The organism is Bradyrhizobium centrosematis, from assembly GCF_045571495.1.
GTDB classification, from domain to species: Bacteria; Pseudomonadota; Alphaproteobacteria; order Rhizobiales; family Xanthobacteraceae; genus Bradyrhizobium; species Bradyrhizobium centrosematis.
On the sequence record NZ_CP120703.1, the window covers coordinates 6,999,784 to 7,026,149 of the forward strand.

Sequence of the window (26,366 nt, forward strand, 5' to 3'; positions counted from 1 at the left end):
CATGCGCTTCGACAACGTGTTTCAGCTCGGCATCAAGGAACTGCGCGGTCTCGTCCGCGATCCGATGCTGCTCGTGCTGATCGTCTATTCCTTCACCCTGGCGGTCTATGCCGGCGCCAAGGCGCTGCCGGAAACGTTGAACCGCGCCGCGATCGCGGTCGTCGACGAAGACCGTTCGCCGATCTCGACCCGCATCGAGATGGCGTTCACGGCGCCTTATTTCTCCGAGCCGCGCCTGATCTCGCAATACGAGATGGACCGGCGGATGGACGCCGGCCTCGACACTTTCGCGCTGGACGTTCCGCCCGACTTCCAGCGCGACCTGCTGGCGCGCAAATCGCCCACGATCCAGCTCAACGTCGATGCGACGCGCATCTCGCAGGCATTCAACGGCGGCGGCTATATCGAGCAGATCGTCAGCGCGGAAATTGCCGAATTCCTGGCGCGCACACGCGGTGCCCAGACCGTGCCGATCGAGCTGGCGCTGCGGGCGCGATTCAATCCGGAGCTGAAGAAATCCTGGTTCGGCGCCATCGACCACGTGATCACTTCGATCACGATGCTCTCGATCATCCTGACCGGCGCGGCGCTGATCCGCGAGCGCGAGCATGGCACGATCGAGCACCTCCTGGTGATGCCGGTCACGCCGCTGGAAATCATGGTGAGCAAGGTCTGGTCGATGGGAGCCGTCGTGCTGATCGCCTCCGCGCTGTCGATCGCCTTTGTCGTCAAGGGATGGCTCGAGGTCACGATCGACGGCTCGCTCGCGCTCTTCCTCCTCGGCGCCGCGCTGCAGCTGTTTGCCACCACCAGCATGGGCATCTTTCTTGCGACCGTCGCCGGATCGATGCCGCAGTTCGGCATCCTCCTGATCATGATCCTGCTGCCGCTGCAGACTCTGTCGGGCAGCATGACGCCGCGGGAAAGCATGCCGCAATTCGTCCAGGACATCATGCTGGCGGCGCCCAACACCCATTTCGTGATGCTGGCTCAGGCGATCCTGTTCCGCGGCGCGGGCCTCGAGGCGGTGTGGCCGCAGCTGGTCGCGCTTGCCGGGATCGGCGGCGTCTTCTTCGTGATCGCCCAGCGCCGGTTCCGCGCGTTCCTGGCCTGAGGCGCGCCTGGCGACTTCAGAGCTTGTGGCCCTTCTGGCGCAGCGCCTCGATCAGGCGCTGCTTCAGTTCGTCGGCCGCCTTCTGGCTGACCTCCTGGCCAATTTGCGCGCTGGCCTGTGCCAGCGCATCCGACTTCTCTAAGACCTTCTTCCCGACCGGCTGAGCGTAGAACGCCTCGATCTGGCGCAGCTCGTCCAGGCTGAAGTTCTGGGCATAGAGCGCCGCGATCTGATCGATCATCGATGCCAGCAACGGGGCGTAGATCTCGGCGCCGGGCGCCGTCATCGCGTCGTAGTCGCGCTCGATCTCCGGCCGGTCCTGCGCGACTACCGGCCGAAGCCTGAGCATGAGCTGTGGCAATTGCGCGCGATACTGGTTCGCGATTCCCAGGGTGAGGACGAGCTTGCGGGCTGCGGTCATCGCCTCCGGTGCGGGTGCTTGCGCGGAGGCGCCGCACACCATGAGCAGGAAGATGCCGGCGATCGTCAATGCACGTCTGGACATGGATCTCTCCGTTGGACTTCTCCGCGAGACTACCGGCCGGCGATGCTCAATGCGCCGCGGGCGCCGCGGCGCTGGCTGCCGCCGGCGCGCTGTCCGGGGCCGCGTCCTGCTCCTCGACCTCGGTCACCTTCACGAACAGGTTCGGCACGCGCTCGGCGCGGTCGAGCAGCCAGGCCGCACCGATCATGATGACGATGCCGAGGGCGGAGACGGCAAGCTGCTCCCAGATTCCCTTGGTGTACTGCGTCAGGATCCAGTGCGCCGAGAACGACAGGAAGACGCCGAGGCAGAAGATCGGCAGCGAATGCTGGCCGCAGAGGATGATCGGGCGCAGCCAGATCCCATGCAGCGCCCACCATTTGCGCGAGAGGAAGTGAGTGACCCAGATCGCCAATGCAAGGAAATGCGTGAAGCGCAGCATGTCGAGGCTGGTCTTGTCGATCGGGTAGATCGCCTTGATCATCCATTTCGGAATCAGGGCCTCGAGCGCATGGATGTGCCAGGTCATCACGATGAGTAAGGCGAAGACCAGCCAGGCCGCCGCCAAGACCATCGTCGTCTTCGACCAGACCCATCTTGCGATGGTGTCGATCTGCCCGATGCCGCACCAGGCGGCGAGCACGAACATGAGCTGCCAGCAGAACGGGTTGAAATACCATTTGGTGCCGGGCGGGTAGGAGGCGATGTTCCAGTCGAACCAGCGCGCCAGGACGTAGAGCAGGACGGAGCCGGCAAGCGTCAGGTTCGGCCGGCGCACCAGGCACCACACGACGAAGGGCGAGGCGATCACCAGCGCGATGTAGAGCGGCAGCACGTCGAGGTTCACGGGCTTATATTTCAACACGATCGCCTGCCCGATCAGCTCGTCCGGATGCGCGAGGAAATTGAACACGTTGAACTCGTGCGCGTACATCGGATTGTCGAAGCGGCGCACGGTTCGCGCGATCTGCGCCGTGAAAAGCAGGAACAGCATGATGTGGGCGACATATAATTCAGCCGCGCGCCGCCACAGCCGCTTGGCGGCCGCGAGAAACCAGCCGCCGGCGATGACGGGCCCGTAGATCCAGCCGACCAGGTAGCCCGAGATGAACACGAAGAACTCGGCGGCGTCGCTGAAGCCGTAATTGCGCAGCGTCAGCCAGGCCACGACGTCCTGTGGGATGTGGTCGAGGAAGATCATCCACAGGCCGATGCCACGGAAGAGATCGAGCCGCAGGTCGCGCTCGACCGGCGCCAACAGAGCTGACTGGTCCCGGGTGATCATGGCCCCGCCTCTCTCGCTGGGCGTCGCGCCATCGCGGCGCCGGCAAATCGGATGCTAAAAAACATTTGTCAAAAGTCACCTGGCCTTGCGGCTGGTAGCAACGGTAGCCCAGCTTGGCCTGCGTGCAAGGGGCTCGTCATTGCGGTAGTCCGGCCGCTCCTCACGGCCAGCTAGATCAAAATATCGAAAAACAACCCCATGCACAGTAGCTAACCCATTGTGTTATTTGCAGAAATTTTTTGACATTTGGACCGTCGACGGCTTCTTCGAGCGCCGATCGACGAACCGACCGAGCGCAGCGTCAGATCAACTCGCCGCCGCGCGCCAGCACCTCGTTCAGCATCGTCTCGGCCTTGTGCTGCAGCGGCCGCGCGCCGCTTTCGGAGGTAATCGCGATCGCCGCCCGCAGCGACGCCAGGATGGCCGCCTTGTTATCGTTGCCGGTGACGGGCGTCACGACGGCTTCGCCGACCAGGGCCTCGGCCTCGAGGCCGGAAAACCCCTGCTGGCGGGCGGTGTTGCGCGCCTCGCGCAGCATGTTCTGCGCGGCCATGGCATCGCCGAGGCGCCATGTCGCGAGCGCGAGGTAGATCGAGCTGCGCAGCACAGCGGAGGTGTAGCCGACCACCCTCGCCTCCTCGCGCGCTTCCGTCAGCATGCTGCGCGCGCGGTCGAACAGCCCCTGCTCCAGATAGGCGATGCCGAGGTGGCAGGCGAGCACCGGCACGAACAGCCGGATGCCGTGCTTCTGCGCCAGAACGAAACCGTCTTCGAGGATGGCCGCAGCCGCGGCCGCGTCGCCCCGGCCGAGCCTCAGCCAGCCGCCGCTATAGGCGGCGGCGACGCGGTCGTAGGGACGGCCCGTCTCCTCCGCGATTGTGGCGGCCTGGTGCTGGAGCTGCTCGGCGGTCTCGAGCTCACCCATCACGGTGTGGGTGAAACCCTTCATCATGCAGCAGAGGAGAAGGAGAGATCGCGGTGTGGTGCCGATCGGAGCGCTGGCTTGCGGCCCCTCCAACTGGGCGTAGGCCACGGCCAACGTCCGCGCTGCTTCGCGGTAGCGGCCGGCGAGAAAATACGCCTGCCCGAGACCGTAACGCGCGAGATTGAGCCACCCCGCATGGCCCCACTCTTCCGCAAGGCGAACCACCTCTTCCGAAACTGCGACCGCTTCCACGGGCGCTCCGAAGAAGTTTTGTGCGCCGGCCCGGACCGTCATGGCGGCGACCTTGCGTCCGATGTCGTCGATCGCACCCGCCCGCCGCTCAGCCTCCTTTCCGAGATCCAGCCACTCGGTCACCTGGCCGGACGCGATGAACGCCGCCCGCGCTTCCGTCCGCAAATCGACGGCTTCCATCTCCCGCAAAGGCGTCATCGGCGTCTTGTCGAGCGAGCTCATCGCGATCTCGAAATAGCTGGCCGCGTCCGAAAACGCCGAGCGGGCCAAGCATTTTCGTCCCGCGCTCCTGCCGTGGCTGAACGCCTTGAGCCAATCGCGGGCGCGCACCGCGTGATAGCACAGCGCGTCGGGCTCATCCGCGCCCGCCTCGTCGCTCTCCAGCCTTGCAAGAATGCGCGCGTGAATGTCTTCGCGCAATTTCTCGACCATCGAATCATAGGTCACCTGACGGACCATCTCGTGCCGAAACTCGAGCATGTCGCCCAACTCGCTGTCGATCCTCACCAGCAATTCGGCGCGATCGAGCGCCGCAAGGCAATCCTGCAGGCTGTCCTCGGACAGATCGAGCAGCGTGCGCAGCACGGCAACGCTCGATCGTGGGCCGAGCGCAGCCGCGACCTGCAAGACGGACCGCTCCTGCCGCGACACGCGATCGAGCCGCGCGGCAATCACGCCCTGAATGCTCGAGGGAATGCCGAGCTCCTCGATCGGCCGCATCAACGCCAGATCGCCCCATTGGCCGCGGAGCGTTCCGCTGTCCCGAAGCCCGCGGCAGACCTCCTCGATGAACAGAGGGACATTGGCCGTATGCGAAATGATCCGGTGCTTCAAATCGTCGTTCGCGGTGGAAGGACCGAGCATATCGGCCAACATGGCCAGCCCCGAATCGTCGTCGAGGGGCTGAAGCGCAACGACCTCGGCGCGGCAGCGCGCGATCCATACCGGCATGCCGTTGGGCCGGGACGTGAGGAGCACGAGAAGACCGGGAGCCTGAAGCGAAGCGATCGCGGCCACGACCGTATCGCTGGCCCGGTCGATCCAGTGCAGATCCTCGAGCAGCAGCACCGTTCGCTGGCGACGAGCAATGGTCTCGACGATAGCGCAGCTTACCTCGAGGATGGCCCGCCCCCGGGCGGGAGGCTCGAGCTCATTCCACTGCGGATTCGCAATCGGAAGATCGAGCACGGCGTCGAGGGCGCAACGCTGAATCTCGTCCAGATCTTTCCGGGGATCTGAGGGGCTGTCGGCCTCCTTGGTGGCCGCCTCCAGAGCCGAGAGCAAGAGACGCTTGAGCGTGCTGAACGGAGCTCCCTGGAGATTCGGGCTGCACTCGGCATCGATCAGGCGCCAGCCGTCGGACCTGAGCTCCTGGACAAACTCATGCGCCAGCCGGGATTTGCCGATGCCGGCATCGCCCAGCAGCAGAACTGTCTGCCGGCCCGTTCCGGCGCTCTCGACTGCACGGGCCAGCAATGCCCGCTCGGTGGTCCGATCAACAAACCGCGAGACGCTGCGCGCGCGCCGCACCCGCCAGCTCGACAGATCACTCGCTCCCACGATCCGGTAGACCGGTACGGATTGGTTGAAGCCGCGTAGCAGCTTGCCCCCCAGAAACTCGAATCGGACGTGCCCTTCGGCGAGCTCCTGGCAGGCCTTCGACACATAGATCTGATTGGCCTCGGCCGCGGCCTCCAGCCGGGCAGCCAGATGCTGGGCAGCCCCGCCGATCTCGTAGACCTTGGAAAACTCACTGGCGACCATGTAGGCAACGACATGGCCGGAGTGGAGGCCGACCCGGACCTGAAGTCCGGGATCACCGAGGCTTGCAACGCGTCGGACCAGCTCGATCGCCGCGTGGCAAGCCAGGGGTGCATGATTGTCGTCCGCGATCGGAGCACCGAACACCGCAGAGAGCCCGTCGCCCAATTCCTTGCTGACAATGCCCCCGAACTGACGCACCGCGGCCCTCATGGCAGCCAGCGCCGGCTCCAGGCGCGAGACTGCCTCCTCAGGATCGAGATCGGCAACGAGTTCGGTCGAGTCCACGACGTCGGCGCGGAGAATCGTCACGAACCGCCGTTCGCTGTCCGGTTCGGAGCGCCGCACGGCCATCCCGCATTTGGAGCACCAGCTATGGCCTGGGTCGATCGCCGACTGACACGCGGCACAATGCATTTCCGTGCCTTCAAAAATAGCAGCACCATCCTTCCGGCGCGCGCGAGGAGCCTGACGCAAGATTACCTATCGGACGATTCATGGCAATCGAACTTGCACGCAAGCGTGGCGGCATCGCCAGTCTGCATCTCTCTGGACGAAACACAATTTCGAGTGATAGCGTTTGCGCGCGCGAGATGGGGCCGCGCATTCTGGGGGACACCGGGGCTTTCATTCTAGCCAACGAACCTTGCTGGGCTGCACGTTTCCCTCATTGATTGGATTGGATCGAAGGACAAGGCGATGGGCGGCAGGACATATAGCGGCAAGGCATTTCGGGACTTGATGAACAGCAATTACTACCCTTTGGCGAACATGAAGAAGAGCGTGGCCAAGCTCAAGGCGTCGGATGACATCGACCTGCCGACCCTTGAATACGGTCAGTACCATCTGATTCTGACGCCGGCCTCGAAGTGGCCGCAGGGAAGCGCCAAATACTGGCACAAGGAGAAGGGCCGGGCCCGTCTCGACCTCAGCACCCAGCCGAACACGGTCCCGCTGTCCAGGGACGAGCCCGGTGTCATTCCGCTGACCCGATGCGACCTGCTCGATGCCTGCGTTCGGAAGTGCTTCAACTCCGAACCGCCGATCCCGATGAAGACCAACATCATCGTCCACGCGCCGAACGACGCCTATGCCCACCGGCACGAGATCCGGTTGGAGTGGCAGTACAAGAAGGGCTCGGACAAGCCGACGCTGCTCAATCTGACGATGGTCTGTCCGTACAGGGACTGATCATCACCCTGCTCCCGCGAACGCCTTGCAGCCGATGCAACAACCGCCTCGCACGCGGCTCGCGCTGGTCAGAGGGAGCGCTGCGACAGAACTCCCCCAAACAAAAATGGCCCGCATCAAGCGGGCCATTTTCGTCTCGGATCCGGTCAATCCGAATTTGGTTGCGGGGATAGGACTTGAACCTATGACCTTCAGATTATGAGATGGATATTTATCAAAAATTTTTAATGATTAAAGTCAGATACGCCAATTTAGCGCCGGATTTGTGCGAACGAACGCTTGTCAAATGCTGAAATTTTCCGTTGCCTTCGTCACAAATTCTGACGCGAGAAATGGCATGGAAAACCCGCAACGCTTGGCGTTTCGGGAATGGCCTCGACGAATTCTTGGAAGAGATCGTGAGAAGCGATGGCCGGTCACTGTCGAGCCGAGTTTCCTATCAAAGATCAACGGACATCTTTGGCGTTGCTGATGGTCGCAATCATCGTCTTAACGATCTTGCGGGCGGCTCAGGGGCGCCTCCGGATCTTGCTTGTACTTAACGTCCGAAGCGTCGAACAGCGGATAAGACTTTCGAAATTTCGGTGACAGTGCAATCAATCCGCGAGCATGCGCTACGTTCATTCCTCCGGCGGCCCGAGCCCTGCCAGCAGCGCGTTGCGGTCGCGCGCAAGGACGGCAGCATGGTCGTGACGATCTCCCACACTCGTCCGTCGTCAATCACCGCATAGCCGTGGATCAGCAGATTGCGGAAAGCGATGATCTTCCGTAGGTCGGGCACTCGGCTGGCGACTTCCGGCGCCTCCTTCGATAGCCGGTTCAGCGCCTCGCCAATGATCTCGAACTGTCGCTCCACTGCCGAGCGGATCAACGGGCTCTCCCGGTAGGCTGCGGCATCGAAGCCAGCCGTGAACTCGGTGATCGCCGCGGCAGCCTGCTGCACATCCCAGAGACAGGCGCGCGGATCACGCTGCATAGATCAGCTCTCTCGACCGTTCGATCGTTGCGCGCACGTAGGGATTTTTCACGGCCGAAGCTTCCACGAGATCGACAGGCCGTCCGAGCAGCCGTTGCAACGCTTCGGAGAAGCCGAGAAATTGGTCGAACGCCGAGAGGCCCCCGCCGCCGCCGAATGCGACGAGGAAATCGGCATCGCTTATTGCTGGATCGAAATCGACGCCGCGTGCGGCCGAACCGAACACTTCGAGCCGCACCACGCCATATCGCTGACACAGCGCCGTCAATGCCTGCCGGTGCTTTTCGATCTCCGTGTGCATGCCAATCTCCGTAGGAGGGATGAGAATACACATTACAAATCGTCGCACCAAAGCTTCGATGAGACTCCGCAAGCGCAGGGATCGCGCCTGATAGGTGGTGGCGCAGAGACCGCCCCGAAAACAAGAAAGCCGCCCCGAGGGGCGGCGTTCTAAAGCTCCAATAAATCAGAGGCTTATTTGGTTGCGGGGATAGGATTTGAACCTATGACCTTCAGGTTATGAGCCTGACGAGCTACCGGGCTGCTCCACCCCGCGTTAAACACTTGCTTTGCCTTCAGTAAGATCCCGGGGACGGTCGGTTGAGGCCTGCGCGGTTCGCGTGGCTCTTCTGGTCCGTCCCAAAGGCTTCCTTGGAAGGCAATCCCGGGGCAAAGCCCGTCGGGTGCGGGGCGTATGTATCAAGGCAGGGTGGCTTTGGAAAGGGCTGCGGGAACGTTTTTTTCGACTTTATGACAGGGCAGTCGACGGATTTCGGCTGCATTCCCCGCGCTCTTGCCAGAAGTTCCACAAAGGGCCAGCTTGCGGCAACAAGATTAAGGCTCAAAACTCGCGCCCGAGGGAGGAACGCCGTGGACAAATCCCTGACGAGCGCCCCGGTCGGAGCGCTGGAGGCGGCCTTCCACGCCATGGTCGCACGGTCGCGGGACGAGCCGGCACCGGCCCTGGCCGAGCGGCTCGACCGGCTGGCGCGGCTGCGCAGCGTGGTCGCCGACAACGAGGAGCGCTTTCGCCAGGCGATCTCGGTCGATTTCGGCCACCGCTCCGCGGTCGAGACCACCATCGCCGAGACCATGCTGCTGTTCTCCGAGATCCGGCATGCCACCAAGCACCTGAAGGCCTGGATGGCGCCGCAGCGGATCGCAACCGCGCTGCAATTCCTCCCCGCGCGCAACCGGCTGATGCCGCAGCCGCTCGGCGTCGTCGGCATCATCGCGCCGTGGAATTATCCGCTCCAGCTCACGCTCGCGCCCGCGATCGGCGCTCTCGCCGCCGGCAACCGCGTTCTCATCAAGCCGAGCGAGCTCACGCCGCATTTCGCAGGCCTACTGAAGGAGACGGTCTCTGCGAGGTTCGATGCGGCCGAGCTGCTCGTCACCGGCATCGAAGGCGATATTGCAGAGGCCTTTGCGCGCCTGCCGTTCGATCACCTCGTATTCACCGGCTCGACCCGGGTCGGGCGGCTGGTCGCGGAAGCCGCGGGGCGTAACCTGACGCCGGTCACGCTCGAGCTCGGCGGCAAGTCGCCAGCGATCATCGACGCCTCGGCCGACCTCGAGGAAGCCGCCGAGCGCATCGCCTATGGCAAGCTGCTCAATGCCGGGCAGACCTGCATCGCGCCCGACTACGTGCTGGTGCCGGAGCCGTCGCTGCAGGCCTTTGCCGAGAAGGTGCGCGCCCAGATGCGGCGGATGTTCGGCACCGATCCCGCGAACAAGGACTACACCTCGATCATCTCCGACCGGCACTATGCGCGGCTCGAAGGTCTCGTCGCCGATGCGGCGCAGCGCGGCGCCAAGATCCTGCAACCGGCGAAGGCGGACGATCCGAACTGGAAGGCGCACCGCAAATTCCCGCCGACGCTGATCGTCGGCGCAACCGAAGCAATGGCGGCGATGCAGGAGGAGATCTTCGGGCCGGTGCTGCCCGTTCTCTCCTATCGCAATCCGGCGGAGGCCATCGCCTTCATCAACCATCGCGACCGCCCGCTGGCGCTGTACTGGTTCGGCAAGGACGCTGCCGCGCGCGACGAGGTGCTGACGCGCACCATCTCCGGCGGCGTCACCATCAACGATTGCCTGTTTCACTTCACGCAAATCAACCAGCCGATGGGCGGCGTCGGCGCATCCGGCACCGGCGCCTATCACGGCGAATGGGGCTTTCGCACCTTTAGCAAGCTGAAACCGGTGTTCTACCGCTCCAAGTTCAACCGCCTTGCCGATCTCTACCCACCCTATGGCGGCAAGATCGCGCGGCTGGAGAAGCTGATGCGGTTCATGTCGTAAGGGCAGGTCGTTCCGGGGCGCGAAGCGAACCCGGAACCTCGAGATTCCGGGTTCGATGCTCCGCATCGCCCCGGAATGACGAAAAGAAGGGGGAAACAACATTGACCGACACATTCGATTTCGTCGTCGTGGGCGCGGGCTCCGGCGGCTGCACCGTTGCAGGGCGGCTGTCGGAGGATGTGGGGACATCCGTCGCGCTGCTCGATGCGGGCGGACGGAACGACACTTGGCGGATCACCACGCCATTCGGGCTCGCCTTGCCCTACAAGGCGGCCAATTGGGCCTTCGATACCGTACCTCAGAAGGGATTGAACGGCCGCATCGGCTATCAACCGCGCGGCAAGGGTCTCGGCGGCTCCTCGGCAATCAACGCCATGGTCTACATCCGCGGCCACAAATGGGACTACGACCACTGGGCCTCGCTCGGCAATGCCGGCTGGTCGTATGCCGACGTGCTGCCCTATTTCAAGCGTTCGGAGAACAACGTCGATTTCGACGGCGCGTATCATGGCAAGGGCGGCCCGCTGCATGTCAACAGGCTGCGCTCGGACAATCCGATCCATGAGATATTCCAGCAGGCCGCGCGCGAGGCGCAGTTCCGCATCCGCGACGACTTCAATGCCGAGGACCATGAGGGGCTCGGCAGCTACCAGGTGACGCAGCATAATGGCGAACGCTGGAGCGCGGCGCGCGCCTATCTGGATCCTCACCTGGGCAAGCGCGCCAATCTGCGGGTCGAGACGGCAGCGCAGGCAACGAAGATCCTGCTCGAAGGTGGCCGCGCGGTCGGCGTCGAATATGTGCAGGGCAAGCAGAGGAAGCAGCTGCGCGCTCGCCGCGAGGTGATCCTCGCCTCCGGCGCCTTTCAGTCCCCGCAGCTCCTGATGCTGTCGGGCATCGGCGACGGCACTGCGCTTGCCGCGCACGGCATCGGCGTCGTGCATCATCTGCCGGGCGTCGGGCGCAATCTGCAGGACCATCCTGACTTCGTGTTCGTCTACGCCTCCGACTATCCGCACTTCGTTCACTCGTCGATCAGCCGGCTGCCATCCCTGCTCCGTGCCATCCAGCGGTATCGAAGCGAGCGACGCGGCCCGATGACCACCAATTTCGCCGAGTGTGGCGGCTTCCTGAAGACGCAGCCCCACCTCGACGTGCCGGACATCCAGCTCCACTTCGTCATCGCGATGCTCGACGACCACGGCCGCAAGAAGCACAAGGAGGCGGGCTTCTCCTGCCATGTCTGCCTGCTTCGCCCGAAGAGCCGCGGCAGCGTATGGCTGGAGAGCGCCGATCCGCTCGCAGCGCCGATGATCGACCCGAACTTCCTGGGCGAGGAGGAGGATCTCGAGAGGATGGTCGCGGGCTTCAAGACCACGCGACGGCTGATGGAGACGCCGACACTGCGCGCGCTGCAGAAGAAGGACATGTTCACCGCCGACGTGCGAACCGACGACGACATCCGCAGCGTTCTGCGCGAGCGCGTCGACACGGTCTATCATCCCGTCGGCACCTGCAAGATGGGGACGGATGCGATGGCCGTGGTCGACCCTGCGCTGAAGGTGCACGGCGTCGGGGGATTGCGCGTGGTCGATGCCTCGATCATGCCGACGCTGATCGGCGGCAACACCAACGCTCCGACGATCATGATCGGGGAGAAGGCGGCGGATATGATCCGTGCGGAGATGCGTTAGTTCCCGCTCTTCCGTCATTGCGAGCGCAGCGAAGCAATCCAGGGTCTTTCCGCTGAGGGATTCTGGATTGCTTCGCCCTCGCAGTAACGGCGTGGATAGAGCAGTGCGTGTGGGCTCAATTCAGCAGGAACCCGCCATCCACGGTCACCACGCTCCCCGTCATGTAGCGCGACGCGTTTGATGCCAGCAGCAGGATCGCGCCGTCGAGATCGGATTCGGCACCGACACGGCGCTGCGGGATGCGTTTGGCGAGGCGCTCGCCTGCGGGTGTCGACCAGAAGGCGTGGTTCATCTCGGTATCGATGTAGCCGGGCGCCAGCGCGTTGATGCGGATGTTCTGCCCGGCGAGCTCCAGAGCCATCGCCTTGGTCGCCTGGATGATGCCGGCCTTGGAGATCGCGTAAGGCGACACCGCTTTCAAAACGCCGGTGCCGAGCACGGAGGCGATGTTGACGATGTTGCCGGGCTGCTTGCGCGCGATCATGCGCCGCGCAACTTCGGTCGCCAGGAAATAGGCGCCCTTCAAATTCGCACCGATCACCGCGTCCCAATCGGCCTCGGTCTGCTCGGTCGCCAGCTTCTCGATGGCGATGCCGGCATTGTTGATCAACACCGTGACCGGACCGAGCGTCGCTTCCACGGCATCCACGGCCCCGGCGATCGAGGCCGTGTCGGCGACGTCGAGCGCGACCGCGGCGGCGCGGCCGCCCTTGCCGCGGATCTCCTCCTCTAGGCTCTTCAGCTTGCCGGTCTGCCGCGCCGCGAGCGCAACGGCCGCGCCATGGGCCGCCAGCACGCGGGCAAATTGCCGCCCCAGGCCCTGGCTTGCGCCGGTGACGAGGATGGTTTCTTTACTGACGTCGAATAGGTCTGACATTCGCATATCCCTGGACTTCTGGAGCCATCAATACAGACGATTTTATCGATCTGAAACCGGAATGATCGGTCCGGCGTTCATTCGCTCCGTCGAGGCAGGGTTTTGCTCATGAACAGTTTCGATCTCGCCGTCTATGCCGCGCTCGCCATCGCGATCGGCTTCGGTTTCCGGACCGGCCTGCTGCGCAGCGCCATGACCATCCTCGCCTATCTTGTCGCCGCACCGATTGCGGTTGCGCTGATGCCGCTGATCGTGCCGCAGATTGCAGGCGACCCGAATTCGCCGCTGCTGCAGAACTGGATCTGGTTGTTCGGCATCTTCGTCGTGGTCGGGATGCTGTTCGGACATATCGGCCGCATCGCGCTGAACGACACGATCGGCGAAGCCGGCATCGGCGACCGGCTCGGCGGCGCCGCGCTCGGCGCCATCAGGGTCGGCCTCGTCGCCACCACGCTGGTCCTGGTGTTCGACAAGATCGTGCCGGCCAACCGCCAGCCGCCGTTTCTCGCCGGCTCGCATCTGCGGCCGCTGTTCTCCACCGTCGGGCAGATGGGTTTCAAGTCGCTGCCGCCGGAGGCGGCCGCCGCGATCGAGCGCCTCAAGCAGGAGCGGCGGATCTGATCAGGCGCATTTGCATCGCTGGCGGCGAGGCGCATGCATTTTGGTGCGAGCGTCTCCCTTATCAGCCGCGTCACGATTGGCTAAACTGGCCGCTGTCCAAAACCTGCCTGCAATTTCGGGAGTGAAACAGTGGATCTTGGGATCAAAGGTCGCCGCGCCATCGTCTGCGCATCCAGCAAGGGCCTCGGCCGCGCCTGCGCCATCGCGCTGGCGGAGGCCGGCGTCGACGTCACACTGACCGCGCGCGGCGCCGAGGCGCTGAAGAAGACGGCCGACGAGATCCGGAAAGCCTATCCGACCGTGAAGGTCACCGAGATCGTCGGCGACATCACGACGCCCGCCGGCCGCGAAGCAGTGCTGAAGGCGTGCCCCGAGCCCGACATCCTGATCAACAATGCCGGCGGCCCGCCGCCCGGCGATTTCCGCAACTGGACCCGCGACGACTGGATCAAGGCGATCGACGCCAACATGCTGACCCCGATCGAGCTGATCAAGGCGACCGTGGACGGCATGATGGCGCGCAAGTTCGGCCGCATCGTCAACATCACCTCGGCCGCGGTGAAGGCGCCGATCGACATTCTCGGCTTGTCCAACGGCGCGCGCGCCGGCCTCACCGGCTTCATCGCCGGCCTGTCGCGCAAGACCGTGATCAACAACGTCACCATCAACGGCCTGCTGCCGGGCCCGTTCGAGACCGACCGTCTCACCGGCACCGCCAAGGCCGAGGCCGACAAGCGCGGCGTGACGCCGGAGCAGATCCTGGCCGAGCGCGCCAAGCTCAACCCCGCCGGCCGCTTCGGCCAGCCCGACGAGTTCGGCTATGCCTGCGCCTTCCTGTGCGGCGCCAAGGCCGGCTTCATCACCGGGCAGAACATTCTGCTGGACGGCGGTGCGTTCCCGGGGACGCTGTAGCCACGATTGCGGTGCGCTCCCTCGCCCCGTTCTTACGGGGAGAGGGTTGGGGTGAGGGGCTCTCTCCGCAAGCACGGTGACAGTCGGATTCGCGGAGACTCCCCCTCACCCGGATTGCATCTTCGATGCAATCCGGCCTCTCCCCGCAAGCGGGGAGAGGCAACAAACTCACCGCTGCTTGGTCGGCTCGTCCTCGTCCTGCTGGCTCGGACCGGAGGAATCGGCGGTGGTGCGCTCGTCGGTCCAGTCGATGCCGAATGCGTCGAGCGCGTCCGCGAGCAGGTCGCCCAGCATCGGCTCACCGAGCAGATAGTGCACGGTTTCGCGGCGCGGGCTGCGATACTCGCTCCGCGCCTCCACCGCGCGGGCGCGCAGATCGTCCCAATCGTCGATCGTGCCGTCGCCCCGACCGAGCCAGGTCAGCGCCACGAGATCGATCTGCTCGTCCTCGTTCAAGGCGATCATGAAGCTTCCGAGCTCCTGGACGACAGGATCGGAGCCGCCATCCTCGAGGACATCGAGCGCATCGTCATCGCTCGGGTTCGAGCCGGAATCCGGATCGGAATCGCCCTCCTTTACGTCGAATTCGCGCGCCTTCTCGATGATGAAGGCGACCTTTTCAGCGGATATTGCAAGCTCTGGCATGGCTCCTCCTCCGGTTCCCGCGATAACGCCGCATCGCGTCAGATGATCCATTGCGCCAAGATACGGAAAGTGCGCATGTTTCGGCACCAAAACAAGACCATGGGAGGGCGCCGGATGCAGTGGAAGGTGGGAAAGGTCAAAATCACTAGAGTCGTGGAATTGGAGACGGTCGGCTCGACCCGCTTCATCCTTCCGCGCGCGGACCACGCCGAGATCCAGAAGCTGCCCTGGCTGATCCCGCATTTCGCCACCGAAGAAGGCCGACTGAAGATGTCGATCCATTCGCTTGTGGTGGAGACTCCGACGCGCCGGATCGTGGTCGACACCGGGCTCGGCAACGACAAGCAGGGCCGCAACGTGCCGACCTGGAATAATCGCAGCACGCCATTTCTCGAGACGATGATTGCGGCAGGCTTTCCCCCCGACAGCATCGACACCGTGCTGTGCACGCATCTCCATGTCGATCATGTCGGCTGGAATACGAAGCTGGTCGACGGCAAATGGCTGCCGACATTTCCGAAGGCGCGCTACGTCTTCGGCAGGACCGAATACGCGCATTGGCGCGACCATTCGACAGAGCCGGACAAGGCGGCGGTGTTCAATGATTCCGTCAAGCCGATCGTCGATGCCGGCCGGGCCGAGCTGATCGCGAGCGACCACCGGCTCTGCGAGGAGGTCAGCATGATCCCGACCCCGGGCCACAGCCCCGGCCATATGAGCATCCTGATCCAGTCTGACGGCGAGCAGGGCCTGCTCACCGGCGACGTCGCCCATCATCCCTGCCAGATGGCGCATCTCGACTGGTCCTCGACCGCGGATTCCGACCAGACGCAATCCGCCGAAACGCGGCGCCAATTGTTCGGCCGCTTTGCCGACACGCCGACATTGGTGGTCGGCGGGCATTTCTCGGCCGGACACATCAAGCGGGACGGCGACGCGTTCAGGTTCGTAGCGCTGGGGTGACCTCCGTTTTGAGCGGTTGAATTTCCCGCCGCCCTGCTCCATGAAGCTGTTAACCGATCGGTCCATTCCTAGGGAGAAACGAGAATGAAGCTTGTTCGTTATGGTGAGAAGGGTGCGGAAAAGCCCGGCCTGATCGACAAATCCGGACAGTTGCGCGACCTGTCCGCACACGTGAAGGACCTCACGGGCGAGGCTTATTCGCCTGAGAGCCTGAAGAAGCTGGCAGGCCTCGATCCCGCCTCGCTGCCCGCGGTGTCCGGCAAGCCGCGGTTCGGCGCCCCCGTCACCGGCATCTCGAAATTCGTCGCCATCGGGCTCAACTATTCCGACCATGCCAAAGAGACCGGCGCCGACATCCCGAGCGAGCCGATCATCTTCATGAAGGCGAACACCTCGCTGTCCGGGCCGAACGATCCGGTCGAGAAGCCGCGCGGCTCGACCAAGCTCGACTGGGAGGTCGAGATCGCCGCCATCATCGGCACCCGCGCCAAGTACGTCTCGGAAGCCGACGCGCTGAACCATGTCGCCGGCTATTGCGTCTGCAACGACGTCTCCGAGCGCGCCTTCCAGATCGAGCGCCTGGGACAATGGACCAAGGGCAAGTCGCACGACACGTTCGGCCCGCTCGGACCGTGGCTCGCGACCAAGGACGAGATCAAGGACGTGCAGAACCTGTCGATGTGGCTGGACGTCAACGGTCAGCGCCGCCAGACCGGCTCGACCAAGACCATGATCTTCTCCATGGCCAAGTGCATTTCCTATGTCTCGCAGTTCATGACGCTGCTGCCCGGCGACGTCATCACGACCGGCACCCCGCCCGGCGTCGGCCTCGGCATGAAGCCGCCGACCTTCCTCAATGTCGGCGACGTCGTCACGCTCGGCATCGAGGGCCTCGGCGAGCAGCGCCAGGAGATCATCGCGGCGTAAATGCTCCCGCCCTCTCCTGTCATTGCGAGCCACCGGGTCCGCGCAGAGCGCGGCCCGATGACAGGCTCCGCGAAGCAATCCAGAATCCCTCCGCGGCGACACTCTGGATTGCTTCGTCGCTTCGCTCCTCGCAATGACGAAGCAAACGTTCAATAGTGGATGCTCGCCATGAAACTCACCTTCTCCCCCGCCTCGCCCTTTGCCCGCAAGGTGCGGATTGCGGCGATGGAGCTCGGGCTGATCGACAAGATCGAGCTCACGCCGGCAACGGTCGCGCCGGGCACGGCCAATGAGGACTATTCGAAGATCACGCCGCTGAAGAAGCTGCCGGTTCTGATCACTGATGACGGCGACGTGATCCTGGATTCCTATGTCATCGTCGAATATCTCAACGAGATGGCCGGCGGCAGCCTGATCCCGGACTACGGTCCGCGGCGCTGGAAGGCCAAGACCAACCACTCCCTGATCAACGGCATGCTCGATTCCATGCTGCTGTGCCGCTACGAGAAGATGGTGCGGCCGCAGGGCCTGCAATGGCAGGCCTGGTCGGACGATCACTGGAACAGGGCATGGACCGGCATGGCGCGCTTCGAGAACATGCCCGAGGTTCTGAACGGTCCGTTCGACATCTCGCAGATCGGGCTCATCTGCGTGCTCGGCTATGCCGACTTCCGCTTCGCCGATTGCGGCTGGCGCAAGGCCTATCCGAAGCTCGATGCCTTCCACCAGAAGATGCTGGAGCGGCCCTCGGTCAAGATCTCGGTGCCGCCGGCCAGCTAAAGCGCGGCAATCGTCGCGCTTTAGCTTCTTGTTTGAGCATGATCTTGTCGGAAAAACGCTGCACATTTTTCCGGATCATGCTGTAATCGCGGGAGTCCTCATGAGCCTGAAATTCTCGGTCGGCGATCTCACCATCCATCGCATCATCGAGCAGGAGACCTCGTTCGTCCCGGCGCTGGAGATGCTGCCGGGATTGACCGCGGAGGTGCTGGCCGAGAACCGGGCCTGGATGCGCGAGGCGAAGGCGCTGGACGAGCAGGACGTTCTGCTGCTGTGCTTCCAGTCCTACGTCGTGAAGACGCCGCACCACACCATCCTGGTCGATAGCTGCATCGGCAACGACAAGCCACGGCCCAATCGGCCGAAATGGAACATGAAGACCGACGACACTTACTTGCGTGCTCTGGGTGCCGCCGGTTTCTCGGTCGACGACATCGATTTCGTGATGTGCACGCATTTGCACGTCGACCATGTCGGCTGGAACACGCGGCTGGAGAACGGCCGCTGGGTGCCGACCTTCCCCAAGGCACGCTACGTCTTCGCGAAGCAGGAATTTGACCATTGGACCGTGCAGAATGCGAAGGCGGAAGTCCCGCCTTTCGCTGACAGCGTGCTGCCGGTGGTCGAGGCCAACAGGCACGAGCTCGTCGGCAACGATCATCAGATCGGCGATCATATCCGCATCCTGCCGACCCCCGGTCACACGCCGGGCCATATCGCCATCATCATGGGGCGCGGCAAGGACGACGCCGTGTTCTCGGGCGATCTGATGCACACGCCGTTGCAGACGCTTTATCCGGAGCTGTCGATCAAGTTCGACGTCGATCCGGCCATGGCCGCAACGACGCGTCGCGGCTTCCTGGAGCGCTATTGCGACACCGGCACGCTATGCTGCACGGCGCATTTCCCTTCGCCATCGGTGGGGAAGATCCGGCGCAAGGGCAATGCGTTCGTGTGTGAGACGGTGTGATGTAAGGCGGTTGCATCGCGAACTCCCATCCTCCCCTGGAGGGGGAGAGGCCCCTACGACGGAGGAAATGATGACATCACTCCCCGATATTCCCCTCCCCGCCGGCATCCGCTCGCGCTATGTCGACGGCATCAACGGCTTGCGCATGCACGTGCTCGAGGCCGGCTTCGAGAGCAAGGGCCGCCCCTGCATCCTGCTGCTGCACGGCTTTCCGGAGCTGGCCTTCTCCTGGCGCAAGGTGATGCCGGCGCTCGCCGCGGCCGGCTATCACGTGATCGCGCCGGACCTGCGCGGCTATGGCCGCACCACGGGATGGACCGCAGATTACGACGGCGATCTCGCACCGTTCTCGCTGCTCAACCTGGTGCGCGATGCGCTCGCTCTGGTGTCGGCGTTCGGCTACAGGCAGGTCGATGTCGTCGGGCATGATTTCGGCAGCCCGGTCGCAGCCTGGTGCGCGCTGATAAGACCCGACGTGTTTCGCTCGGTGACGCTGATGAGCGCGCCGTTCGGCGGCGCGCCGCCGCTGCCGTTCGGCACGGTCGAGGCCCCAGCCAAGCCTGCGATCGAAGACCCCGTGCATCGCGAGCTCGCCGCGCTGCCGCGGCCGCGCAAGCACTATCAATGGTACTATTCGACACGCGAAGCCAATGCCGACATGCAGCAGGCAGCACAGGGCCTGCATGATTTCCTGCGTGCCTATTATCACCACAAGAGTGCGGACTGGACCGACAACAAGCCGTATCCGCTCAAGTCATGGTCCGCCGGCGAGCTTGCAAAGCTGCCGACCTATTACGTGATGGACGCCGGCGAGACCATGGCGGAAACGGTCGCGAAAGAAATGCCTTCGCCAGCCGAGATTGCCGCCAATCGATGGCTGCCGGACAGCGAGCTCGCCTATTACAGCGCTGAATATCGCCGCACCGGATTCCAGGGCGGGCTGCAATGGTACCGCTACGGCACGTCGGGCATGCTGAACAGCGAGATGCAGCTGTTCGCAGGCCGCAGCATCGACGTGCCGTCCTGCTTCATCTCGGGCAAGCAGGATTGGGGCACTTATCAACGCCCCGGCGTGTTCGAGGCGATGCAGGGGCGCGCGTGCACGAAGCTGCTCGGCTGCCATCTCGTGGACGGCGCCGGCCATTGGGTGCAGCAGGAACAGCCGGCCGAGGTCAGCCGGTTGCTGCTCGACTTCCTCGCAAAGGCCGGCACCGCCTGATTTGACCCGGAAAGGGCGGCGCCCTATATAGTTTAGAATGATTCTAAACTAGTGTGACAGGGCCGCCGTGAAGACTTTTGCCGAACTGACCGAGCGCGAGGTGCTGGCTGTGGCGATCTCCTCCGAGGAGGAGGACAGCCGCATCTACATGACCTTCGCGGAGGATCTGAAGGAACGCTACCCGGACTCGGCCAAGCTGTTCGAACAGATGGCCGAGGAGGAGCGCGGCCATCGCCACATGCTGCTGGAGCTCTACGAGCAGCGCTTCGGCCAGCATCTGCCGCCGATCCGCCGCGAGGACGTCAAGGGCTTTCTGCGCCGCCGCCCGATCTGGCTGACCAAGAACCTGCCGCTCGACACCATCCGCCGGGAAGTCGAGACCATGGAGCTCGAGGCGGAGCGCTTCTATGCGAAGGCTGCCGAGCAGGCCGAGGACGTCAACGTGCGCCGGCTGCTGGGCGACCTCGCCGAAGCCGAGAAAGGCCACGAGCACACCGCCGCCAGGCTGACCGACGAGATCCTGAAGCCCGACGTGCGCGCCGAGGAGGACCGCACGCGCCGGCGGATGTTCGTGCTGCAATATGTGCAGCCGGGCCTCGCCGGCCTGATGGACGGCTCGGTCTCGACGCTGGCGCCACTGTTCGCCGCGGCCTTCGCCACCCACCAGAACTGGCAGACGTTCCTGGTCGGCCTTGCCGCCTCGATCGGCGCGGGCATCAGCATGGGCTTCGCCGAGGCATTGTCCGACGACGGTTCACTGACGGGACGCGGCTCGCCCTGGCTGCGCGGCGTCACCTGCGGCGCGATGACGACACTCGGCGGGCTCGGCCACACCGCGCCCTATCTCGTGCCGGATCGTTGGGCCAACGCGTTCTGGATCGCGACGGCGATCGCCTGCGTCGTGGTGTTCTTCGAATTGTGGGCGATCGCCTTCATCCGCTCGCGCTACATGGACACGCCGTTCCTGCAGGCGGTGTTCCAGATCGTGCTCGGCGGCGCGATCGTGCTCGCGGTGGGAATCCTGATCGGGGCGGCGTAGGCTGGCGCAACAGCAGGTTCGAACCCATGACGGCTCAATTGCAGTACGGCAAACCCGCCAAGTGTTTGCACTGGCTCATTGTGGCCCTGCTCGCCGTGCAATATCCGATCGGCTGGCTGATGCCTGATATTCACCGCGGCATGACGCCGGGCGTCGGGATGACCTTCCACATCTCGGTCGGGATTGTCATCCTCGCGCTGACGGCCCTTCGCCTCGTCTGGCGCCTCACCCATCCCGTCGCGCCAGAGAGTTCCCTCCCCGCTTGGCAGCGATTGAGTTCGGAAGCCGTGCATTGGCTGCTCTATGTGCTCGTGCTTGCGACGACGATTTCCGGCTGGTTGTTCGCGTCGTTCCGGGGATGGTCGGTGTCGTTCTTTTATTCCATGCCCCTGCCGATGCTGGCGTCCGACAATGCAGCTGCCGGTCGCGCCATCGATGGCTTGCACCAGGCGATGGAATGGGCGCTTCTTGTCACCGTCGGGGTTCATGTGGCCGCCGCGTTCGTGCACATTTTCATCTATCGCGACCGCGTGATGCAACGAATGCTGCCGGGCTAGCATTCCGACCAGGTCAACCACGATCAAACGGTGGTTGTGACATCGTGCAAAACTGCGCATCATAGGCTCGCAGAAGCGCAGGAGAATGCTGTGACCAAATCGCAATGGAGTTTCAAGAGCGCGGTCGAGCTGTCGGCCGCATTGACCGCGAAGAAGGTCTCGGCGGTCGAGCTCACGCAGGATGCCATCGGCCGCATCGAGCGTCACGACGGCAAGATCAACGCGATCTGCGTGCGCGATTTCGACCGCGCGCTCGGCGCGGCACGCGATGCGGACGCCGCCTTGGCGCGCGGCGAGCGAAAGCCCTTGCTCGGCCTGCCGGTCACGGTGAAGGAATCCTACAACGTCGCCGGCCTGCCGACGACCTGGGGCTGGCTTCCGCAGAAGGATTTCAGGCCGGCGGAGGATGCGCTCTCGATCAGCCGGGTGAAGAACGCCGGCGGCGTCATTGTCGGCAAGACCAACGTTCCCGTGGGGCTGGGAGACTGGCAAAGCTACAACGACATCTACGGCACGACGAACAATCCGTACGACCTCGGCCGCACGCCCGGCGGCTCATCGGGCGGCTCGTCGGCAGCGCTTGCGGCCGGCTACGGTCCGCTCTCGCTCGGGTCCGACATTGGCGGTTCGCTGCGCGTGCCGGCATTCCATTGCGGCGTCTACGCGCACAAGCCGACCTACAATCTCTGTCCCACGCGCGGCCATACCCCGCCGCCATTTCCTGCGATTCCGATGGAGCGCGACATGGCAGTGATCGGACCGATGGCCCGCAGCGCGGCCGATCTCACGCTGCTGCTGGACGTGATGGCCGGCCCCGACCCGCTCGACCTCGGCGTCGGATACAAGCTCGCGCTGCCCGACGCACGCCACGCCCGGCTAAAGGATTTCCGCCTGCTGGTGATCGACAGCCATCCGTTGCTGCCGGCGAATGCCGAGATCCGCGGCGCGATCGAGAAGCTGGCCGGGCAATTGACGAACCTCGGCGCGACCGTCGCGCGCGAAAGCCCGCTGTTTCCGGACTTCCGCGAAGCCTCGCGCCTCTACATGCGCATGCTGATGAGCTTTCTCGGCGCGTTCTTTCCGCCCGACATTCTCGCCGGCGCCCGGGCCGGCGCGGCGCAGCTCTCACCCGACGACAAGAGCCTCGCCGCGGAGCGGCTGCGCGGCATGACCAGCACCCATCAGGCCTGGGTGTTCGACGAGGGCGCGCGCGCCGGGCTGCGCGCGCAGTGGCGGCAATTGTTCAAGACATTCGATGCCGTGATCTGCCCGATCATGCCGACTCCCGCCTATCCGCACGATCATTCGCCGGAGCAAGAGAAGCGGCGCATCAATATCGACGGCAAGGATCATGCCTACCCGGACCAGCTTGCCTGGCCCGGCATCGCCACGCTGACGGGCCTGCCGGCCACGGCCGTTCCGCTCGGCCTGTCGAAGGACGGCCTGCCGGTGGGCGTCCAGATCATCGGCCCCTTCCTCGAGGACCGCACGCCGCTCAAGCTCGCCGAGCTGATCGAGCGCGAATTTGGTGGATTCGTGCCACCGCCACTATTTGCCGATTAGCCTTGATCGTCATTGCGAGCGCAGCGAAGCAATCCAGACCGCATGCGCAGAGACATTTCTGGATTGCTTCGCTGCGCTCGCAATGACGGAGGCAGGACCGCTTAGCTGTCGAACACGATCACGCTGCGCAGCGTCTTGCCGGCCTTCATGTTGGCAAAGCCCTCGTTGATCTCGGAGAGCTTCAGCTTGGCCGAGATCCAGTCCTCCAGGTGAAGCCGGCCGCGCAGATAGAAATCCACCAGCCGCGGCATGTCGACGCGGAAGTGGTTTGAGCCCATCGAGGAGCCCTGGATCTTGCGCTCGCGCAGGAAATCGAAGCCGTGTAGCTCGATCTTCTGCCCGAACGGGATCATGCCGACGATGGTGGCGGTGCCGCCGGAGGCGAGCATGCCGAACGCCTGCTCGGCCGTCTCCTTGCGACCGAGCACCTCGAAGGAATGATGCACGCCGCCATTGGTGAGGTCGCGCACCTGCTTCACCACGTCGCCATCGGCGGGATTGATGATGTCGGTCGCCCCCAGCTTGGTTGCGAGCTGGAGCTTCGCCGGATTGGTGTCGATGGCGATGATGCGACCGGCGCCGGCGATCTGCGCGCCGTTGATCGCGGCCATGCCGACGCCGCCGCAGCCGATCACCGCGACGGTCTCGCCTGCCGTCACCTTCGCGGTGTTCACCACCGCGCCATAACCGGTGATGACGCCGCAGCCGATCAGCGCGGCAAGATCGAGCGGCATCTCCTTGCGGATTTTGACGATCGCGTTCTCGTGCACCAGCATCTGCTCGGCAAAGGAGGAGAGATTGAGGAACTGGTGCAGCTTTTCGGGCTTCGACCATTGCATCCGGTTCGAAACGCCCGGCAGCATCTTCACCGTGGTGTCGGTGCAGAGCACGGTGCGACCCGTGGTGCAGTTCTCGCAGGTGCCGCAGAACACCGACAGGCACGTGACGACGTGATCGCCAGGCTTGACGTACGTGACATCGGAGCCGACCTGCTCGACGATTCCAGCGGATTCGTGCCCGAGCACCGCCGGCAGCGGATGCGGATAGAGGCCTTCCATGAAGTGCAGGTCGGAGTGGCAGAGGCCGGCGACCGCCGTGCGGATCAGGACCTCGCGCGGCCCCGGCTTCGGCAGGCTGATATCCTCGATGACGAGCGGCTGGTTGACTTCATAGAGGACGGCGGCCTTCATCGGTGTTTCCTCGTTGTTCTGATTGTCGTCGCGTGCAGGGACTCCACCTCTCCCATCGGGAGAGGTCGGCGCGAAGCGCCGGGTGAGGGATTACGCTTCCTCGTGGGATCTGAGCCCCTCACCCGATTTGCTGCGCAAATCGACCTCTCCCTGTGGGAGAGGTGAAGCAACAGCCTACGCTGCCAGAACCAGTTCGCCAACCTCGCTCATGCCGGCCGCGCGATCGCCGAGCAGCAGCGCGGCGATCTTGGCTTGCGCCGGATTTTCCGTCAGCCGGAACGGATCGCTCGGCGATACGCGATGGTCGACCACGAGCCGCGACAACAGCAGCCGGCGTGCATCGCCGCGCATCTCGTGGATGCGATGCCCTTCCCAGGCGAGCGCGACTGCGCTCGCGACGTGATAGAGCACGCTCGTGGCGCGGCGCGCATCGGCCTCGTTCTCCGACTTGCCCGCGACCTCGCGCGCGAAACCGACCGCGCGATCGGTGAGGCCGCGCAGATGATCGCGCCAGGCCTGCGGCACCGAGGCGCTGTCGTCGAGCCGCGCGTGCAGATCGGCCGCAAGCGCGGACTCCCCGCCGTGGCGGCCGATCGCGCGGCGGAGCGCATCGATCGCGACGATGTTGCCGGTGCCTTCCCAGACCGAGCCGAGATGCGCATCGCGCAACAGGCGGGGCGTGGCGAACTCCTCGATATAGCCGATGCCGCCGCGCATCTCGAGCGCGTCGCCGCAGACCTTTCGGGCATCGCGAGTGGCGCGGAATTTCAACGTCGGGGTGAGAATGCGCAGCAACGCCGCGGCATCCTGGCTGCCGGCTTCGGCGCGGTCGAGCGCGTCCGCGGTGAGGAAGCTCATCGACAGCGCCTGCTCGACCGGCAGCATGATCTTCAGCATCTGGCGGCGGCCGAGCGGCAGGTCGATGATGCGGTTGCCGAACACCACGCGGTTGGTCGCCACCGTCATGGCGTCGTGATAGGCGCGGCGCATCAGCGCGGTGGACTTGACGCCGTTGGAGAGCCGCGACGAGTTCACCATCTCGGCCATCTGCACGAAGCCGCGATCGAGCTTGCCGACCGCATAGGCGATCGCGCCTTCGAGCTTGATCTCGCCTGAGGCCATCGAGCGCGTGCCGAGCTTGTCCTTCAAACGCACGATCCGGTAGTGGTTCTGCGCGCCGTCGTCGAGGAAGCGCGGCATCAGGAACAGGCCGACACCGCGCGTGCCGGGGCCGGCGCCTTCGGGCCGCGCGAGCAGCATCACGACTTTCGCGTCGGCGTTGGAGCAGAACCATTTCTCGCCGTAGAGGCGCCAATGGTCCCCCTCCTGCACCGCGCGCGTGGTCAGCGTGCCGACGTCGGAGCCGCCCTCCTTCTCGGTCATGAACTGGCCGCCCTGGGTGAGCTTGCTCATGTTGGTCGAGGTCAGACCGTCGAGATATTTCGCCTTCAGCGCCTCGCTGCCGAAATTCGCCAGGAGCTTGGCGCAGCCGTCGGTGACGTTGATCGGGCAGCCCATGCCGAATTCAGTCTGGTTGAACAGGAAGGTGAAGGCGTGCTTGGCGACGACGGGATATTTGTCCGGCCAGCCCATGATGCCCTTGCGGATCGAGAGCGCATGGATACCGAACTCGCCGAACGCGGCGTTCTCCAGCTCGCGATAGGCCGGGTGATATTCGATCCATTGCACGTCGCGGCCGAACTTGTCGCGCTGATGCAGCACCGGGGTGTGCCGGTCGGCGAGCCGCGCACACTCGTCGAGACGGCCGCCGGCGAGCTCGCCAAGGCGGTCAAGATGCGGCTCGATATGGCGGAACAGCTTCTCCGGCAGATGGATGCGGAGCAGGTCCGTGAGCGCCGGATCGGCGCGATAGAAGTTCATGCCGGTGGTGTCGGGCGCGAGCAGGCCGGATGGCTCGGCCGCGATGTTTTTCGGCTGTGCAGTGGCCGGCTTGTGCATGATCGTCCTCTATCGTTTCCGCCTTGCGGACATTTGCGCTGATTTGGCGCTTGCCGCGTTGGATGATGTCGATCATGCTCCAGTCAGGAAGCGCGATAAAGCCCGCAAATTGTCAGGGAGGCATGATTGCCGGGACGGAGCAATTCGCTGTGCGGAAT

At 64.3% G+C, this 26,366-nt stretch carries 23 protein-coding genes and 1 tRNA gene; 14 read left to right on the forward strand and 10 right to left on the reverse strand.

The genetic code is table 11. From position 1 onward, the window contains the following. Window position 1 precedes the first annotated feature (1 nt). Window positions 2-1,114 (forward strand): ABC transporter permease, encoded by a 1,113-nt coding sequence (locus P6U31_RS32995; RefSeq protein WP_407185786.1) that lies wholly within the window; start codon window positions 2-4, stop codon window positions 1,112-1,114. A 16-nt stretch (window positions 1,115-1,130) separates the two neighbouring features. Here the strand turns inward: P6U31_RS32995 and P6U31_RS33000 are convergent, their stop codons facing one another. The 3 genes from P6U31_RS33000 to P6U31_RS33010 form a co-directional block, all read right to left on the reverse strand. Beyond that, window positions 1,131-1,619, reverse strand: coding sequence for a DUF2059 domain-containing protein (locus P6U31_RS33000; RefSeq protein ID WP_407185787.1), 489 nt, complete (start codon window positions 1,617-1,619; stop codon window positions 1,131-1,133). Between the two features lie 46 nt (window positions 1,620-1,665). Further along, a complete protein-coding gene (locus tag P6U31_RS33005) occupies window positions 1,666-2,883 on the reverse strand; it encodes an OpgC domain-containing protein (RefSeq protein WP_407185788.1) in 1,218 nt (405 codons plus the stop codon). Between the two features lie 301 nt (window positions 2,884-3,184). After that, window positions 3,185-6,238, reverse strand: coding sequence for an ATP-binding protein (locus P6U31_RS33010; RefSeq protein ID WP_407185789.1), 3,054 nt, complete (start codon window positions 6,236-6,238; stop codon window positions 3,185-3,187). 282 nt (window positions 6,239-6,520) lie between these two features. Between P6U31_RS33010 and P6U31_RS33015 the strand changes: the two genes are divergently transcribed. Beyond that, window positions 6,521-7,012, forward strand: coding sequence for a hypothetical protein (locus tag P6U31_RS33015; protein WP_407185790.1), 492 nt, complete (start codon window positions 6,521-6,523; stop codon window positions 7,010-7,012). A 538-nt stretch (window positions 7,013-7,550) separates the two neighbouring features. On the opposite strand, the gene P6U31_RS33020 is transcribed toward P6U31_RS33015, so the two are convergent. The 3 genes from P6U31_RS33020 to P6U31_RS33030 form a co-directional block, all read right to left on the reverse strand. Beyond that, on the reverse strand, window positions 7,551-7,988 hold the full coding sequence (locus P6U31_RS33020; protein ID WP_407185791.1) for a DUF86 domain-containing protein: 438 nt from the start codon (window positions 7,986-7,988) through the stop codon (window positions 7,551-7,553). Then, a complete protein-coding gene (locus P6U31_RS33025; RefSeq protein WP_407185792.1) occupies window positions 7,978-8,361 on the reverse strand; it encodes a nucleotidyltransferase family protein in 384 nt (127 codons plus the stop codon). The genes P6U31_RS33020 and P6U31_RS33025 overlap by 11 nt, the downstream gene beginning before the upstream one ends. Before the next feature lie 106 nt (window positions 8,362-8,467). Beyond that, a tRNA-Met gene (locus P6U31_RS33030) sits at window positions 8,468-8,544 on the reverse strand. 371 nt (window positions 8,545-8,915) lie between these two features. Between P6U31_RS33030 and P6U31_RS33035 the strand changes: the two genes are divergently transcribed. After that, a complete protein-coding gene (locus P6U31_RS33035) occupies window positions 8,916-10,292 on the forward strand; it encodes a coniferyl aldehyde dehydrogenase (RefSeq protein ID WP_407190024.1) in 1,377 nt (458 codons plus the stop codon). Window positions 10,293-10,393: 101 nt separating this feature from the next. Then, window positions 10,394-11,986, forward strand: coding sequence for a GMC family oxidoreductase (locus P6U31_RS33040; protein ID WP_407185793.1), 1,593 nt, complete (start codon window positions 10,394-10,396; stop codon window positions 11,984-11,986). Window positions 11,987-12,101: 115 nt separating this feature from the next. Here the strand turns inward: P6U31_RS33040 and P6U31_RS33045 are convergent, their stop codons facing one another. After that, complete coding sequence (locus P6U31_RS33045; RefSeq protein ID WP_407185794.1) at window positions 12,102-12,863, reverse strand: SDR family oxidoreductase; 762 nt, start codon at window positions 12,861-12,863, stop codon at window positions 12,102-12,104. 108 nt (window positions 12,864-12,971) lie between these two features. On the opposite strand from P6U31_RS33045, the gene P6U31_RS33050 reads away from it, so the two are divergent. Together P6U31_RS33050 and P6U31_RS33055 are read left to right on the forward strand one after the other, a co-directional pair. After that, the gene (locus P6U31_RS33050; RefSeq protein ID WP_128928084.1) at window positions 12,972-13,484 is read left to right on the forward strand and encodes a CvpA family protein; all 513 of its coding nucleotides are present in this window, start codon (window positions 12,972-12,974) and stop codon (window positions 13,482-13,484) included. Window positions 13,485-13,613: 129 nt separating this feature from the next. Continuing rightward, window positions 13,614-14,396, forward strand: a complete 783-nt coding sequence (locus P6U31_RS33055) for an SDR family oxidoreductase (protein WP_407185795.1) — start codon at window positions 13,614-13,616, stop codon at window positions 14,394-14,396. 168 nt (window positions 14,397-14,564) lie between these two features. Here P6U31_RS33055 and P6U31_RS33060 read toward each other — a convergent pair whose 3' ends face one another. Beyond that, entirely contained in the window at window positions 14,565-15,041 is a 477-nt protein-coding gene (locus tag P6U31_RS33060) for a DUF3775 domain-containing protein (RefSeq protein ID WP_407185796.1), read from the reverse strand. A gap of 114 nt (window positions 15,042-15,155) precedes the next feature. On the opposite strand from P6U31_RS33060, the gene P6U31_RS33065 reads away from it, so the two are divergent. From P6U31_RS33065 to P6U31_RS33100, 8 genes are all read left to right on the forward strand, one after another. Further along, window positions 15,156-16,004: an MBL fold metallo-hydrolase gene (locus P6U31_RS33065; protein WP_407190025.1), complete on the forward strand. Its 849-nt coding sequence runs from the start codon at window positions 15,156-15,158 to the stop codon at window positions 16,002-16,004. Between the two features lie 84 nt (window positions 16,005-16,088). Continuing rightward, entirely contained in the window at window positions 16,089-16,931 is an 843-nt protein-coding gene (locus tag P6U31_RS33070; protein ID WP_128922277.1) for a fumarylacetoacetate hydrolase family protein, read from the forward strand. 168 nt (window positions 16,932-17,099) lie between these two features. Beyond that, entirely contained in the window at window positions 17,100-17,711 is a 612-nt protein-coding gene (locus P6U31_RS33075; protein ID WP_407185797.1) for a glutathione S-transferase family protein, read from the forward strand. A 100-nt stretch (window positions 17,712-17,811) separates the two neighbouring features. Continuing rightward, on the forward strand, window positions 17,812-18,681 hold the full coding sequence (locus tag P6U31_RS33080; RefSeq protein ID WP_407185798.1) for an MBL fold metallo-hydrolase: 870 nt from the start codon (window positions 17,812-17,814) through the stop codon (window positions 18,679-18,681). A 70-nt stretch (window positions 18,682-18,751) separates the two neighbouring features. Further along, window positions 18,752-19,900 (forward strand): alpha/beta fold hydrolase, encoded by a 1,149-nt coding sequence (locus P6U31_RS33085; protein WP_407190026.1) that lies wholly within the window; start codon window positions 18,752-18,754, stop codon window positions 19,898-19,900. Between the two features lie 67 nt (window positions 19,901-19,967). Then, window positions 19,968-20,939 carry an iron exporter MbfA gene (gene mbfA, locus P6U31_RS33090; RefSeq protein WP_407185799.1) on the forward strand — a complete coding sequence of 324 codons (972 nt, stop codon included), beginning with the start codon at window positions 19,968-19,970 and terminating at the stop codon, window positions 20,937-20,939. A 26-nt stretch (window positions 20,940-20,965) separates the two neighbouring features. Beyond that, window positions 20,966-21,496: a cytochrome b gene (locus tag P6U31_RS33095; protein ID WP_407185800.1), complete on the forward strand. Its 531-nt coding sequence runs from the start codon at window positions 20,966-20,968 to the stop codon at window positions 21,494-21,496. A 90-nt stretch (window positions 21,497-21,586) separates the two neighbouring features. After that, window positions 21,587-23,059, forward strand: coding sequence for an amidase (locus tag P6U31_RS33100; RefSeq protein WP_407185801.1), 1,473 nt, complete (start codon window positions 21,587-21,589; stop codon window positions 23,057-23,059). A 101-nt stretch (window positions 23,060-23,160) separates the two neighbouring features. On the opposite strand, the gene P6U31_RS33105 is transcribed toward P6U31_RS33100, so the two are convergent. Continuing rightward, a complete protein-coding gene (locus P6U31_RS33105; protein WP_407185802.1) occupies window positions 23,161-24,249 on the reverse strand; it encodes a Zn-dependent alcohol dehydrogenase in 1,089 nt (362 codons plus the stop codon). 174 nt (window positions 24,250-24,423) lie between these two features. Further along, entirely contained in the window at window positions 24,424-26,208 is a 1,785-nt protein-coding gene (locus tag P6U31_RS33110) for an acyl-CoA dehydrogenase family protein (protein ID WP_407185803.1), read from the reverse strand. Window positions 26,209-26,366: the final 158 nt, after the last annotated feature.